The organism is Acinetobacter sp. AHP123, from assembly GCF_023757925.1.
GTDB lineage: Bacteria > Pseudomonadota > Gammaproteobacteria > Pseudomonadales > Moraxellaceae > Acinetobacter > Acinetobacter oleivorans.
This window is the reverse complement of record NZ_CP092454.1, coordinates 987,786-1,002,390: the sequence shown is the minus strand read 5'-3', so window position 1 is coordinate 1,002,390 and position 14,605 is coordinate 987,786. Positions and strand designations below refer to the sequence as shown.

Here is a 14,605-nt window from a genome sequence, read left to right as displayed (position 1 = left end):
ATTGCCGTGAAGGCAGTACATAAATAATGTGACTTAAAAAAACAGGACAAACGATTTATCAATTAAGGAAAAAATATACTTGAACATCTTGTCCTGAGGTATAGACTCAGCAACCCACGATATACGGTTCGTTTTTCTCCCTATAGGTTGCTGATTTTAAGTTAAGCAAAATATAAAAAGGACTTCTAATATGACAATGGTTCATCATCCAGATGAGGCAGGCTCCCCTGATCATTTACAACGGAAATTAAATAATCGCCATCTACAAATGATTGCAATTGGCGGTGCAATTGGAACCGGCTTATTTATGGGCTCGGGCAAAACCATCTCCCTCGCTGGTCCTTCAATTCTCGTTATCTACATGTTAATTGGTGGCATGTTTTTTTTCTTAATGCGTGCATTAGGTGAATTACTACTCGCTAATTTGCATTACAAGTCATTTGTCGATATGGCATATGATTTGATTGGCCCATGGGCTGGTTATTATATAGGTTGGACCTATTGGTTAGGCTGGGTACTGGTCGGTATTGCAGATTTATCTGCGGTCATTAACTATTTAAGTTTCTGGCTGCCCGAAGGCGCCAGTTTCTCACCAACACAACAAGCCATGATTAGTGCAGGCTGTGTACTATTCATTTTAGGGCTTAACCTTCTTACGGTGAAGTTGTTTGGTGAAGTTGAATTCTGGTTCGCACTCATTAAGATTTTGGCCATTATTGGTCTGATTGGAGTCGGTGGTTACATGATCCTCACTCATTTTCAAGCTCCGCATGGTGAGGTTGTGAGTGTAAGTAATGTGTGGTCGCATGGCGGTATATTTCCAAAAGGCGTAAGCGGATTTTTGGCAGGGTTCCAGATTGCCGTGTTTGCCTTTATTGGCGTCGAATTGATTGGTACAACTGCCGCTGAAACGAAAGATCCAGAGAAAAATCTACCGAAGGCAATTAACGCGATTCCTGTACGTATTATTTTATTCTATGTGTTGGCACTCTTTGTGGTGATGTCAGTAACACCTTGGGACCATATTCGTGCAGACAAAAGTCCGTTTGTTGAGTTGTTCTTAAATGCGGGTATTCCTGTTTCAGCCATCATCATGAATTTAGTAGTACTGTCTTCAGTAATGTCTTCAATGAACAGCGGTGTGTTTTCAACCAGTCGTATGCTGTTCGGTTTATCAAAAGATGGTCAGGCGCCAAGTGCATTGGGGCGTTTATCAAAACGTGCCGTACCTTCAAATGGTTTAATCTTCTCATGTATCTTCATTATGGGTGGAGCAGTGCTTCAGTACTTTGTTCCAAACACGATGGAAGCATTTACTTTGGCAAGTTCACTCTGTGTGATTCTCTTTATTAGTGTATGGCTTCTGATCATGGCATGCTATTTACGTTACCGTAAGTTGAGTCCAGAGTTACATGCTAAATCGACCTTTAAAATGCCGGGCGGGGTGTTGATGGCGTATGTGGTCATCGCATTCTTCTTGTTTACTTTGGTGATTTTGGCACTAGAGCCAGATACCTTAAAAGCATTATATGTCAGTCCGTTATGGCTAGTTGTTTTAGGCGTTAGCTATCATGTGTTTTATAAACCACGCATGAAAAAACTAGGCCAAGAAAGTTTTGATTAATTATTACTAGTTTCAAAAAAGCCAATCATCCGTGATTGGCTTTTTTATTTACACTCTCTAATCAACCAACAAATGCTGATATTTATCGGCTTGTTTACGCAAATAGTCCCAAACTAACTTAATGCGTGGTTCATGTTGTAAATCAACAAAAGTCAGCATCCAGAAGGTATGAGTAAAGCGAACTTGCTGCTCTAAAACGACGTCTAGTTCTGGTTTATCATCTGCTAAAAACTTGGGCAAAATCGCAAGTCCTGCACCAGCACTCACCGCAATTTGTTGGGCTAAAATACTACTGCTACGGAAGTTCGCGTTAAGCTTTAAGGGTAACCGTTCTAAACAGTACAACTCAGGGCTATAGACCAGATCATCAATATAGTTCACGAAGCGGTGTTGGGTTAAATCTTCTAAACCACGAATGGGTGGGTTCTGCGCCAGATAGTTTTGGCTGCCATAAATTTTTAAGCAGTAGTCTGATAACCGCGTAATGATGTAGGGTCCAGACGTTGGGCGATCAATCGACACCACAATGTCTGCTTCACGGTGTGAGAGTTTAATCATTTTCGGCACTGGAATCAGGTCGATGGTGAGTAGTGGATATTGAATAGAGAACTCAGCCAGTAAACGGGCTAAAAACGCAGTTCCAAAACCTTCAGGTGTGCCAATACGCACACGACCTTGCAACGGTTGATGTGGTTTTTCAATTTGTAAGAAAGCTTGTTCCATTTGCTCAACTCGAGGAACAAGTGCCATACCTTCGAGTGTCAACTCATAACCAGTCGCTTCACGCTTAAACAGTGTTGTACCCAAAGCAAGTTCTAGTGCTTGAATCCGTCTAGCCACTGTACTGTGCTCGACACCAATGATCCGCGCAGCGTTGGTCAATGTTTTAGTCCGAGCTAAAACCAGAAAAAAATGTAGATGATCCCAATCCACTTTCATTTTTGTTGTCATCCTTGTGCATATTTGCACAACAATCGTGCATGAATTTCCGTTGGTGGTCAAAGTTTTCTTTGCTAGTCTCAATTGAAACTGGAATAAAGAAAATACGATCAAAAAGTATTTTCTAATAATTGAACACAATAAAAATATGGCCTACGGAGAGGTTATGAACACAATCCAAAAAATCGAATTGGAAACCGCTAAATTACTCATTAACGGAAATTTTATCGAATCTGAAACACAGGAATGGCAAGACATTGTTAACCCTGCAACTCAGGAAGTAATTGGGCGTGTACCATTTGCAACGGTTAAAGAAGTTGACGCTGCTATTCAAGCTGCACAAGATGCTTTTGCTTCTTGGCGTCAGACCCCAATTCAGGCACGTATGCGCATCATGCTTAAGTTACAAGACTTGATCCGTGCCAACATGAAGGAAATTGCACAAGTACTAACGGCTGAACAAGGCAAAACTTTGGCCGATGCTGAAGGCGATATTCAACGTGGTTTAGAAGTGGTTGAACATGCATGTTCGATCGGTACTTTGCAAATGGGTGAATATGTTGAAGGTGTTGCGCGTGGTGTAGACACTTACACATTGCAGCAACCTTTGGGTGTCTGTGCGGGTATTACGCCGTTTAACTTCCCTGCCATGATTCCACTTTGGATGTTCCCAATGGCAATCGTGTGCGGCAATACCTTCGTTTTAAAACCATCAGAACAAGATCCTTTATCAACCATGATGTTGGTTGAACTTGCGATTCAAGCTGGTGTTCCAGCAGGTGTGCTCAACGTTGTGCATGGCGGTAAAGAAGTGGTTGACCGTTTGTGTACCCATAAAGATATTAAAGCGATTTCATTTGTAGGTTCAACTGCGGTTGGAACGCATGTTTATAACCTTGCAGGACAACATGGCAAACGTGTGCAGTCGATGATGGGTGCAAAAAACCATGTGGCTGTTATGCCAGATGCCAATAAAGAGCAAACCTTAAATGCCTTGGTCGGTGCAGCATTTGGTGCAGCGGGACAACGTTGTATGGCATTGTCGGTTGCGGTCATGGTGGGTGAAAGTAAACAGTGGATTCAAGAGTTAGTTGAAAAAGCGAAAACCTTAAAAGTAAACGCAGGCCATGAGCCAAATACTGACATTGGCCCAGTCATTTCAAAACGTGCTAAAGCGCGTGTGCTTGATTTAATTAATAGCGGTGTTGAGCAAGGGGCAGAGTTGCTACTCGATGGCCGTGATGTTCAAGTTCAAGGCTATGAGTCGGGCAACTTTGTAGGTGCAACGATTTTTAGCGGCGTAAATACCGACATGCGTATTTATAAAGAAGAAGTCTTTGGCCCTGTACTTTCCATTATTTGTGTAGACACCCTTGAGGAAGCGATTGCTCTTATCAATGCTAACCCATTTGGTAACGGTGTAGGCCTATTTACACAAAGTGGCGCGATTGCACGTACTTTCCAAAACTTAATAGATGTTGGTCAAGTTGGTATCAATATTCCAATTCCTGTGCCAGTACCGTTCTTTAGTTTTACCGGTTCAAGAGGTTCAAAACTTGGTGATTTGGGACCATACGGCAAACAAGCTGTGCAGTTCTATACCCAAACTAAAACCATTACTAGTCGCTGGTTTGAAGATAGCCATGAAGTTGGCGGTGTAAATACAACCATTAGTTTACGTTAAGGGGATCACGGATGAATATCGCCTTTATCGGTCTAGGCAATATGGGCGGCAGAATGGCCCATAACCTACTTAAAGCCGGAATCAAAGTTTATGGTTATGACCTCAGTGAAGTTGCTATTCAGCACTTCGCCGAGGCAGGTGGCGTAGTATGCGACAGCCCGCAGGCAGCAGCAAAACAAGCTGATGTGGTCATTAGCATGTTGCCTGCGGCCAAGCATGTTAAAGAAGTTTACTTAGGTGAAAATGGTGTCTTGGAAGTGCTAAAAGCAGGTAGCTTATGCATTGATAGCAGTACCATTGACCCACAAACCATTAAAGACATTGCCGCTGTTGCGCACAGTAAAAATATTAAAATCTGTGATGCGCCAGTTTCAGGTGGAACTATTGGTGCTCAAGCAGGAACCTTAACCTTTATGGTGGGTGCGGATGAGCAAACCTTTAACGAAGTGAAACCTGTACTTAGCCACATGGGCAAAAATATTGTTCATTGTGGTGATGTTGGAGCAGGCCAAATTGCCAAAATCTGCAACAACCTGATTTTAGGTATTTCAATGGCCGCGGTGGCCGAAGGTATGGCACTCGGTGTAAAGCTGGGCATCGACCCACAAGCATTAGCAGGCGTCATTAACACCTCAAGCGGTCGTTGTTGGAGTTCGGATGTGTGTAACCCATGGCCGCATATTAATGAAAATGCGCCAGCATCTCGAGGTTACCAAGACGGCTTTGCGACTCAGCTGATGCTGAAAGATTTAGGACTCGCTGTAGAGGCCGCGGGCCAAGTCAAACAGCCAGTTGTATTAGGTGGCATGGTACAGCAGCTCTATCAGCAAATGTGCATGCGCGGGAATGCCAATCTCGATTTTTCGAGCATTATTCAGCAATACCTGCCACAAGAGGCATAACGGTAAAGCCAAAGGATGGCTTTAAACACATTAAACCCTGTCGTGAATAACAACAAATCCGGACTGAGGGAAAAGATATGATGGATTATCAAAATGCTGCACAGGCTTTCGATTTGGAAAGTACTGCAAAACAGATGTTATCAGGTTCACTTGATGCCTTAAATGCTTGTTATGAATGCTGTGATCGACATGCAGATGGCGACAAAATTGCGCTGTATTGGCAAGGAAAAGACGGACGAAAAGAGCAATATACCTTCCGTGAATTAAAAGAATGGTCGAGTCAGTTTGCTAACTTTTTAAAATCACAAGGTGTAAAAGCAGGCGACCGTATTTCAGGTCTATTACCAAGAACACCTGAACTGATCGTGACGATTTTTGCAGCTTGGCGCATTGGTGCCGTCTATCAACCACTATTTACTGCATTTGGCCCAAAAGCGATTGAGCACCGTATTCAGCTTGCACAAAGCAAGCTGGTGGTGACCGATGTTGGCAACCGTAGCAAGCTTGATGAAATTGAAAATTGCCCTGCAATTGTGACTGTCGCCGACGCACAAGGTACTCCGCTTAAAGCAGGCGATTTTAACTTTTGGAATGAAGTGAAACAGCAGTCCGATCAATGTGATTTGGTGATGCGTAGCATTCAAGATCCTTTCTTGCTCATGTTTACTTCAGGTACTACAGGTCCTGCTAAACCATTGGAAGTGCCTTTAAAAGCATTGATTGCCTTTGGTCGATATATGCAAGATGCCATTGGTTTAACCGAAGAAGATTCATTCTGGAATATTGCCGATCCGGGTTGGGCGTATGGCCTGTACTATGCGATTACTGGGCCGTTATTCTTGGGCCACGCTACTTTGTTCTATGAAGGTGGTTTCAGCACAGATAGCCTATGCCAAATTGTGAAAGATTATAAAATTAACAACTTGGCAGGCGCACCAACAGCTTACCGTATGATGATGGCGGCTGATCCAGCACAAATGGCGCCGTTAAGAGGGCAGTTCCGTGTCGTGAGCAGCGCAGGCGAGCCGCTTAACCCAGAAGTAATTCGCTGGTTTAAACAAGTACTTGATGCTCCAATTTATGACCACTATGGGCAAACCGAAGTCGGTATGGTGGTGTGTAATCACCATGGTTTAAAACATGAAATTCATGCTGGTTCAGCAGGTTTCCCTAGTCCTGGTTATCGTGTTGCGATTGTCAATGAACAAGGTGAAGAGCTTCCAGCGGACACCCCAGGAATTTTAGCTGTCGACATTAGCCAGTCTCCAATGATGTGGTTTGGTGGCTATAAAGAAAGCCGAAAATCACCCTTTGTTGGTCATTACTACTTAACTGGCGACACTGCCGAGTTGCATGCCGATGGCAGCATGAGCTTTGTAGGGCGCAGTGATGATGTGATCACCACATCGGGCTATCGGATTGGGCCATTCGATGTTGAAAGTGCTTTGCTTGAACATGATGCAGTGGTTGAGGCTGCAGTAATTGGTGTGCCTGACCCAGACCGTACCGAAGTGGTTAAGGCATTTGTAATTTTAGCTACGGATGCTCAACCTTCAGATGCACTGGCTGAACAGCTCAGTCAATTTGTTAAAAGACGACTTTCTGCACATGCGTACCCACGTTTAGTTGAATTTGTGAGTGAATTACCTAAAACTCCAAGTGGTAAAATTCAGCGCTTTTTATTGCGTAATCAAGAAATTGCTAAACAACAAGCTAAAGCAGGGTAAAGGAAATAATAATGCAATTTACCGAAGAACAATTACTCATTCGTGATATGGCGAAAAGTTTCGCCCAAGAACAAATTAAGCCTCATGCCAGTGATTGGGATCGAGATGGGACATTCCCAAAAGAAACTCTATCTCAAATGGGGCAACTCGGTTTTATGGGTATGCTTGTTTCAGAGCAATGGGGTGGTTCAGACACAGGTAACTTAGCCTATGTACTGGCCCTCGAAGAAGTTGCGGCAGCAGATGGCGCAACCTCAACCATCATGAGTGTACATAACTCGGTTGGCTGTGTGCCTATTTTAAAATTTGGTACCGATGAGCAAAAAGAGCGTTTTTTAAAACCTCTGGCACAAGGTGAAATGATCGGTGCTTTTGCTTTAACCGAACCACATACTGGCTCAGATGCGGCAGCTCTTAAAACCCGAGCGGTGAAAGATGGCGATGATTACATTTTAAATGGTGCCAAGCAGTTTATTACCTCTGGTAATAATGCAGGCGTCATTATTGTGTTTGCAGTGACTGATCCGAGCGCGGGTAAAAAGGGCATTAGTGCATTTTTAGTCCCACGCGAGACACCGGGCTATGAAGTAATTCGTGTTGAAGAAAAACTAGGTCTGCATGCTTCAGATACCTGTCAGATCGCGCTGACCGATGTGCGCATTCATAAAAGTCTCATGCTTGGCAAAGAAGGTGAGGGTTTGAAAATCGCTCTTGCCAATTTAGAAGGTGGACGTATTGGTATTGCTGCACAAGCAGTCGGTCTAGCACGTGCGGCGCTCGAAGAAGCGACTCGCTATGCCAAAGAGCGTATTACTTTTGGAAAACCAATTTTTGAGCATCAAACCATCGCTTTTCGCCTTGCTAGCATGGCAACTGAAATTGAAGCAGCGAGACAACTGGTTCACTACGCTGCGCGTTTAAAAGAAGCAGGTCAACCGTGTCTCAACGAAGCTTCAATGGCCAAATTATTTGCTTCAGAAATGACTGAGCGTGTGTGCTCGAGTGCGCTACAAGTGTTTGGTGGCTATGGCTATCTCAGAGATTTCCCAATTGAACGTATTTATCGTGATGCGCGTATTTGTCAAATTTACGAAGGCACAAGTGATATCCAACGCTTAGTGATTGCACGTAGTCTATAAAAACAGAATAAGGAATAAATAATGCAGTGGCAAAGTATTTTATTAGAAAAGCGTAATGGGGTTGGACTGATTACATTAAATCGCCCTCAAGCGCTCAATGCCTTAAACAGTGAATTAATTAGTGAAATTAATCAGGCATTAGATCAGCTCGAAAAAGACCGCGAAATTGGTTGCATCGTATTGGCAGGCTCAGAAAAAGCTTTTGCCGCAGGAGCTGACATTAAAGAAATGGCTGATTTAGCATTTCCTGATATTTATTTTGATGACTTTTTCCATCTTGCAGACCGTATTGCACAGCGCCGTAAACCTCTAATTGCTGCGGTCAGCGGCTATGCATTAGGTGGTGGTTGCGAATTGGCGCTCATGTGTGACTTTATTTATTGTGCTGACAATGCCAAGTTTGGTTTACCCGAAGTGACCTTAGGGGTAATTCCGGGTATTGGTGGTACACAACGCTTAACCCATGCGATTGGTAAAGCCAAAGCAATGGAAATGTGCCTTACTGCTCGTCAAATGGGCGCTGTAGAAGCAGAACAAAGTGGTTTAGTTGCACGTGTGTTTAGCAAAGAAGAATTACTTGAACAAACCTTGCAAGCAGCTGAAAAAATTGCGGCACGGTCTTTAACTGCAAACATGATGCTCAAAGAAACCATTAACCGAGCTTTTGAAGTAAACCTCACTGAAGGCTTACGTTTTGAAAGACGTATGTTCCATTCAATATTTGCAACATTTGACCAAAAAGAAGGAATGCAGGCATTCGTTGAAAAACGAAAGCCAAATTTTAAAAATCAATAAGAGATCAATAAAATGAATACAGAAAATCACTTAATGATTGAGCGACAAGGTAAGCTTGGCGTGATTACCTTAGACCGTGTGACTCATCTCAATGCATTGTCGCTAGATATGATCAAAAGTATTGGTGCCCAATTGGAACTGTGGCGAAATGATGCTGCTATTCAGGCCGTTTTAATCAAATCAAATAGCCCAAAAGCCTTCTGTGCAGGTGGTGATATTCGCTATCTCTATGACAGTTATAAAAATGGCACGGCCGATTATAAAGGCTACTTTAGTGCCGAATATAAAATGTTGAATGTACTGCGTGAATATGCAAAGCCAGTCATCGTTGTACTTGATGGCTATGTATTAGGTGGCGGTTTTGGCTTGGCTCAGGCTTGTCACATTGTGGTGAGCAGCGAAAAGTCTAGATTTGCTATGCCTGAAACAGCGATTGGCTTTTTCCCAGATGTTGGCGCAACGCATTTCTTGTCTCGCCTTGATGATATTGGTGTTTATATGGCTATTACGGGTGAGCAGATCAGCAGTAGTGATGCGCTTTACCTCGATTTAATTGACTACCATGTGCCAAGCGAACAGTTACAAGCTTTGCAAGATGCTCTCGTTGAAGCACCAAGTTTAACTAAAGAGGGAATTGAACATATCATTACCCGATTTATTACTCGTCCTGCTGAAAGTGAGCTCAAACAGTTGGCAGAAGGTATTCGTAAACACTTCGGATATCAGCATTTAGATGAAATTGAACAAAGTCTTGAAAATGAACAAGATGAAAGCCTAAAAACTTGGGCAAGTAAGATGCTTAGTATTTTGCAACAGCGCTCATTTATAGCCAAACAAACCAGTTTGAAACTGCAACATTTAGGCCGTGGGCTTTCTTTACCGCAGTGTATGCAGCTTGAACGTGATTTACAGGATATCTGGTTTGACCATGGTGACTTTATTGAAGGTGTCCGTGCTCTCATTGTCGATAAAGACAAACAACCACAGTGGCAAGAACGTAATTCGAAATTTGAGCCAATTTTAGAAAAATTGAGCTAAATCGCATTACAAAAACATAAAAAGCTTAAGGAGATAAAGCGAGACCTGAAAATGCTTATGGTCAGGGCTGGTCATAAGCATAAAAAAGATAAAACAAGAAAATCTAAAAAGGATATTACGATGCAAACAGTACATGGAAACGGTTCAAATACTAAAAAGTCGTCACATCGATTAGCAGGCATCTCAAGCATGGTCGGCACTACCATTGAGTGGTATGACTTTTTTATTTACGGTGCGGCAGCAGCGCTCATTTTTAATAAATTATTTTTCCCAAATCTAGACGCACTTACTGGCGTGCTCGCTGCATTTGCCACCTATGCCGTTGGGTTTATTGGGAGACCATTAGGCGGCTTAGTCTTTGGTCACTTTGGTGACAAGATTGGCCGTAAATCGATGTTGCTACTGACCTTGATGCTCATGGGGATCCCAACCGTACTGATTGGCTTATTACCGACTTACGAATCAATTGGTTACTGGGCAGCAATTTGTTTGGTTGTCTTACGATTCATTCAAGGGATGGCAATGGGCGGTGAATGGGGTGGTGCTGTCCTTATGGCCGTTGAACATGCACCCGAAGGTGGTAAAGGGTTTTGGGGAAGTTTGCCTCAAGCCAGTACAGGTGGCGGTTTAATGCTAGCCTCAATTGCACTAGGACTAGTGTCGTTATTACCTGAACAAGCACTGTTTAGTTGGGGATGGCGTTTACCATTTCTTGCCAGCATTATTTTACTCGCAGTAGGTTGGTACATTCGAGTGAAAGTGCCTGAATCGCCAGATTTTGAAAAAGTAAAACAGCAGTCCGAAGAAGTCAAAGTTCCTGCCTTGCAAGTTTTTAAAAACCATCCAAAGCAACTCATCACCATTATTTTAGCGCGTGCTGCCGAGAATGCATGGTTTTATATTGCTTCAACTTTTACATTGGCTTATACCACTGCACAACTTGGGATCGCACGCCAAGACATTTTGTTTGCTACCATTTGCGGTGCAATAGTCATTCTATTTATGACACCGTTATGTGGGCATTTGTCAGATAAAGTCGGTCAACGCAACATGTTCATGTTTGGTTTATGCATATTGGCACTTTACTGCTATCCATTTTTCACCATGCTCAACACAAAAGATCCGGTACTCGTCTGGACTGCAATTGTTCTGGCAATTGGTGTTGTATTCCCGATTATGTATGCGCCGCAAGCTCAACTTTTTGCACGTCAGTTCCCTGCGGAAATTCGCTATAGCGGAATCTCAATTTCGGTACAGTTGGCTGGGGTGCTTGGTGGTGGTTTAGCACCGTTAATTGCGACCAAACTTTTAAGTATCGGGCAGGGTAATCCTTATTTAATTATGATTTATATTGGATCTATGGCTATCGTTGCGATCATATCGACTTCGTTTATGCCACGTGATTGGCAGACTAAAACTGATGAGGCTTACCATAAGAAATCAGAATTAAATTTGAAAACCAAAATTACTGAGCAGTCTTAATATTCAGTTTGAATCTTCAAATAAAGAAAAGCCCTAATCTTTTGACTAGGGCTTTTAACGTTGAGCGAGCGAAACGAGATTCGGGCTTAAGGCTTTAATCTTTGCAATGTCACCAATATTCTTAGACTTTGATTTAACAAACTACACTTCAATTAAGCATGCAAACATGGCATATCCATCGATAACCATTGGCGGTCCTGCACGATGGGCGCGAAAACCCGCGGCACGTAATAACCGCTCTACCCCAAGAGGTGAGGTCGTAATGAGTTGTTTTGCACCTTGTTCTCTCGCGAAGTTGATCGCTTCTTGCAGAATAGCAATAGAGACAGGGGATGACACTGCTTGATTAGCAGAGGTCGGCGGATTCGAGAAATCTACGGCTGAAAATCTTGATAATTCCCAAATTTCTGGTGAGCAAGGAATAGGCATTCCATTCATTAATTGAGGAAATATTTCACCCAGTAAATAGGGTTGAGTCGTGGGTAGTAGTCTGGCACAGCCAATAATATTGGATTCTCTATCTTGAGCGACGACGTAAGCTGTATCGACTTTATCAAATTGATCTAGTTCTTCATTATTTGGACAGTTCAACTCCCAACCCAAATGTTCAACAAATACCTTGTAGCGATAACTTTTAAATTTGGTATATAGGACTTCTGAAAAATTGTTTTGGAATCCAGCAATAACATTCATTACAAGTGCTTCCACTTATTTTTCAGGCGACTTTACTCGACAGCTGAAAAGGTGGTAACTGTAAGAATTTACAGGTTTCTAAGAGAAATTTGGACTTAATTTAGTCTTTGTTTGTGTTGTATTGATTTGAGCATAAATGAACTGTTCCCAAAACAAAGAATCTATTTTTTTTTCGATTAATGTTTCAGTAACATCAAATCCAATATCTGTACCAGATAAATCAACAATCATGATATTGCTTCGAGGTAGCCCAATTCGTTTTAAGCTAGCAATTCCATTGTTCTCAATAAATTCCCAGTCCCATCCAGTACTTAAAGCTGGGCTCCGTGATGTTGCCCATTCAGTAAACCCACAATATAGAATTTGAGAGTCTTCAATTTGTGTAGTTTCAACAATAGATATGAGGTGTTGGAGGGGGTAATTCATAAGCTGGATTTCATTCATCCGAATAAAGCCATCTGTTGAGATTGAAAAATCAGGGGGGATTGTGACCATGCTACCTATTCAAGTGACTTGAATTACAGTTCTATAGATAAATAACATAAATTATTGCCAACAAAATACTGTTAAGTTTTACAGGTTAGCCGTAATCTGGTGATACATAACGTTAAGCTGTTCTTTAGAAAGTACTTCAGGCAGGAAGTTTTACTTACGCAGAAATTAACCCATCTATAGCTTCAATATGAGAGTTGCTTGTTTCAAGGCCATCAACAGTTTAAGTTTTTCATATGTATTGTAGATAATATCTATCCTATTATTAAAATAATATTTTAGAAATCATTGTCATTATTATGCGTTTCATTAAGTAATAAATAAAAATTTATACCGCTAGTATCACTTGTAGATGTTATTCTTTAGTTAAATTAATAGAAATATACAAATAAGAAGAAATAATAGGCTCCTTTTAAAAATAAAAAATACTCATTTTTGGAATAAAATGCATCCTGTAAATTTGAGGCTTTCAAGCATAATTCGCATATGCAATATAACAACCTTAAAAAGCTTTCTGAAACCAGTTTATCCGGAAAATTTACCACCCTCTCAGGCTCAAAAATGTTGTTAATTGGATTATGAATTCACTATATGCAACTAAATAAAAATGATTTATGCATGAGGTTTAATGAGAGTAAATGGAAAATTGGCAAGAAGATCTACTATCAGCATCTCTGATGGTAAAAAATGAATATCAGCTATTTGAAGTAGTCAAATCTACAGCTTCAAAGCTTGGATTTGATTATTGTGCTTATGGTATGCAGTCGCCATTATCTATTGCTGAACCAAAAACAATTATGTTGAATAATTATCCCGAAGCATGGCAGAAGCGTTATGTTAAACAGCAATATGTCAGGGTAGATCCAACCGTACAGCATTGTATGCTATCACTTCAACCTCTTGTCTGGTCGAGCCAATCTGCAAATACACAATCTCAAAAAGATTTTTGGGAGGAGGCGCGTTCTTATGGTTTAAACGTCGGTTGGGCACAGTCAAGTCGTGACTTTATTGGTACAAGAGGAATGCTAACTCTAGCAAGATCTACTGATCAATTATCAGAAAAAGAGCAAAAAGCTCAATATACCAATATGTTTTGGTTATCTCAGACAGTACATTCCAGTATTGCTAAAATTGTGAATGAAACAGAATTTGCTCAGTTTAATCTTTATTTAACGAATCGGGAAAAAGAGGTTCTACGTTGGACTGCGGAAGGAAAAACTTCAGCAGAGATTGCTCAGATTCTCGGTGTAACTGAAAGAACAGTAAATTTTCATCTCTGTAATTCAATGCAGAAGTTAAATGTGAATAATAAAATTTCAGCAGCGATTAGAGCTGTCATGTTAGGGATTTTATAAAGTTAGATATATAGAAGTATAATAATTAATTTTGATAAAATAAATCATTATTAGATTTTTATTTAAAATAGATTTAATTGAGAATTTTTAATTTAAGAAAACTTTAATTAAATTCTAATTCATATAGATAATTTTATTTATAAAAGTTTTTTAAATTGTCTTTATGAGGGGGTTAATAATATTTATTATTTGATGGTAAAATAATAAATGAATGGATTTTATAATTAATAATATTTTAATTAATATTATTTTTTTAAAGTTTGGAATTCGCGTTTTATCGGTTCTTAGAAGATAAAATTTATTAATTTATAGGGTTGTATATCACTCAAGGTGCTATACATAGCTTCAAGCTATTCAAGTATAAATTAAAGCAGATTTCTTTAGGAGCTTTATCCTTATTAATAAAGGCTGTGAGGGGGGTCTTACCTGAATCATTTATTGCCCTTAAGAAAAGCAAATAAACAGTACTTTAGATTGTGAATACAAGATATCCAATCAAGAGAATTACAAAATAAGAATACGAACAGGCCATATAGTTGGCATGCTAAAACCTTGTGAAACACTATTAAACATTAACGAAATAAAGGCAAAAATTGAATTAGAGGTTTGATTTAATTACCCGCCTTCACAATATTGAACTGAATAAAAATAATTTATGAAAGATATCCAATTTCTTAATTCTTAATAAAAACAGGCCAACCTGTAAAACCTTACAGGTGTAATAAAAAACACTCG

General features: G+C 40.7%; 12 protein-coding genes. 9 read left to right on the top strand and 3 right to left on the bottom strand.

The features are described from left to right. Positions 1-196 precede the first annotated feature (196 nt). Positions 197-1,624, top strand: a complete 1,428-nt coding sequence (locus MJX77_RS04775) for an amino acid permease (protein WP_081399393.1) — start codon at positions 197-199, stop codon at positions 1,622-1,624. 57 nt (positions 1,625-1,681) lie between these two features. Here the strand turns inward: MJX77_RS04775 and MJX77_RS04770 are convergent, their stop codons facing one another. Next, entirely contained in the window at positions 1,682-2,563 is an 882-nt protein-coding gene (locus MJX77_RS04770) for a LysR family transcriptional regulator (RefSeq protein ID WP_004640467.1), read from the bottom strand. A 166-nt stretch (positions 2,564-2,729) separates the two neighbouring features. Between MJX77_RS04770 and MJX77_RS04765 the strand changes: the two genes are divergently transcribed. From MJX77_RS04765 to MJX77_RS04735, 7 genes are all read left to right on the top strand, one after another. Then, positions 2,730-4,247: a CoA-acylating methylmalonate-semialdehyde dehydrogenase gene (locus tag MJX77_RS04765; protein ID WP_005309086.1), complete on the top strand. Its 1,518-nt coding sequence runs from the start codon at positions 2,730-2,732 to the stop codon at positions 4,245-4,247. An 11-nt stretch (positions 4,248-4,258) separates the two neighbouring features. Beyond that, positions 4,259-5,149 (top strand): 3-hydroxyisobutyrate dehydrogenase, encoded by an 891-nt coding sequence (gene mmsB / locus MJX77_RS04760; protein WP_250374928.1) that lies wholly within the window; start codon positions 4,259-4,261, stop codon positions 5,147-5,149. Positions 5,150-5,226: 77 nt separating this feature from the next. Further along, on the top strand, positions 5,227-6,876 hold the full coding sequence (locus MJX77_RS04755) for an AMP-binding protein (RefSeq protein ID WP_252060652.1): 1,650 nt from the start codon (positions 5,227-5,229) through the stop codon (positions 6,874-6,876). A gap of 11 nt (positions 6,877-6,887) precedes the next feature. Further along, on the top strand, positions 6,888-8,015 hold the full coding sequence (locus MJX77_RS04750; protein WP_192834837.1) for an acyl-CoA dehydrogenase family protein: 1,128 nt from the start codon (positions 6,888-6,890) through the stop codon (positions 8,013-8,015). Between the two features lie 21 nt (positions 8,016-8,036). Further along, positions 8,037-8,810, top strand: coding sequence for an enoyl-CoA hydratase (locus MJX77_RS04745; RefSeq protein ID WP_069141650.1), 774 nt, complete (start codon positions 8,037-8,039; stop codon positions 8,808-8,810). A 12-nt stretch (positions 8,811-8,822) separates the two neighbouring features. Then, complete coding sequence (locus MJX77_RS04740) at positions 8,823-9,848, top strand: enoyl-CoA hydratase/isomerase family protein (protein WP_252060651.1); 1,026 nt, start codon at positions 8,823-8,825, stop codon at positions 9,846-9,848. 120 nt (positions 9,849-9,968) lie between these two features. Beyond that, the gene (locus MJX77_RS04735; RefSeq protein WP_151828301.1) at positions 9,969-11,330 is read left to right on the top strand and encodes an MFS transporter; all 1,362 of its coding nucleotides are present in this window, start codon (positions 9,969-9,971) and stop codon (positions 11,328-11,330) included. A 141-nt stretch (positions 11,331-11,471) separates the two neighbouring features. On the opposite strand, the gene abaI is transcribed toward MJX77_RS04735, so the two are convergent. Together abaI and MJX77_RS04725 are read right to left on the bottom strand one after the other, a co-directional pair. Then, the gene (gene abaI, locus MJX77_RS04730; protein ID WP_128825331.1) at positions 11,472-12,038 is read right to left on the bottom strand and encodes an acyl-homoserine-lactone synthase AbaI; all 567 of its coding nucleotides are present in this window, start codon (positions 12,036-12,038) and stop codon (positions 11,472-11,474) included. A gap of 63 nt (positions 12,039-12,101) precedes the next feature. Next, positions 12,102-12,518: a DUF4902 domain-containing protein gene (locus tag MJX77_RS04725; RefSeq protein ID WP_004795349.1), complete on the bottom strand. Its 417-nt coding sequence runs from the start codon at positions 12,516-12,518 to the stop codon at positions 12,102-12,104. A gap of 635 nt (positions 12,519-13,153) precedes the next feature. Between MJX77_RS04725 and abaR the strand changes: the two genes are divergently transcribed. Further along, the gene (gene abaR / locus MJX77_RS04720; protein WP_107882155.1) at positions 13,154-13,870 is read left to right on the top strand and encodes a LuxR family transcriptional regulator AbaR; all 717 of its coding nucleotides are present in this window, start codon (positions 13,154-13,156) and stop codon (positions 13,868-13,870) included. Positions 13,871-14,605: the final 735 nt, after the last annotated feature.

What these genes read in the sequence shown, in the direction of transcription:
- MJX77_RS04775 (WP_081399393.1), top strand. Translation starts at nt 197, where the DNA reads ATGGTTCATCATCCAGATGAGGCAGGCTCCCCTGATCATTTACAACGG.
- MJX77_RS04770 (WP_004640467.1), bottom strand. Translation starts at nt 2,563, where the DNA reads ATGAAAGTGGATTGGGATCATCTACATTTTTTTCTGGTTTTAGCTCGG.
- MJX77_RS04765 (WP_005309086.1), top strand. Translation starts at nt 2,730, where the DNA reads ATGAACACAATCCAAAAAATCGAATTGGAAACCGCTAAATTACTCATT.
- mmsB (WP_250374928.1), top strand. Translation starts at nt 4,259, where the DNA reads ATGAATATCGCCTTTATCGGTCTAGGCAATATGGGCGGCAGAATGGCC.
- MJX77_RS04755 (WP_252060652.1), top strand. Translation starts at nt 5,227, where the DNA reads ATGATGGATTATCAAAATGCTGCACAGGCTTTCGATTTGGAAAGTACT.
- MJX77_RS04750 (WP_192834837.1), top strand. Translation starts at nt 6,888, where the DNA reads ATGCAATTTACCGAAGAACAATTACTCATTCGTGATATGGCGAAAAGT.
- MJX77_RS04745 (WP_069141650.1), top strand. Translation starts at nt 8,037, where the DNA reads ATGCAGTGGCAAAGTATTTTATTAGAAAAGCGTAATGGGGTTGGACTG.
- MJX77_RS04740 (WP_252060651.1), top strand. Translation starts at nt 8,823, where the DNA reads ATGAATACAGAAAATCACTTAATGATTGAGCGACAAGGTAAGCTTGGC.
- MJX77_RS04735 (WP_151828301.1), top strand. Translation starts at nt 9,969, where the DNA reads ATGCAAACAGTACATGGAAACGGTTCAAATACTAAAAAGTCGTCACAT.
- MJX77_RS04725 (WP_004795349.1), bottom strand. Translation starts at nt 12,518, where the DNA reads ATGGTCACAATCCCCCCTGATTTTTCAATCTCAACAGATGGCTTTATT.
- abaR (WP_107882155.1), top strand. Translation starts at nt 13,154, where the DNA reads ATGGAAAATTGGCAAGAAGATCTACTATCAGCATCTCTGATGGTAAAA.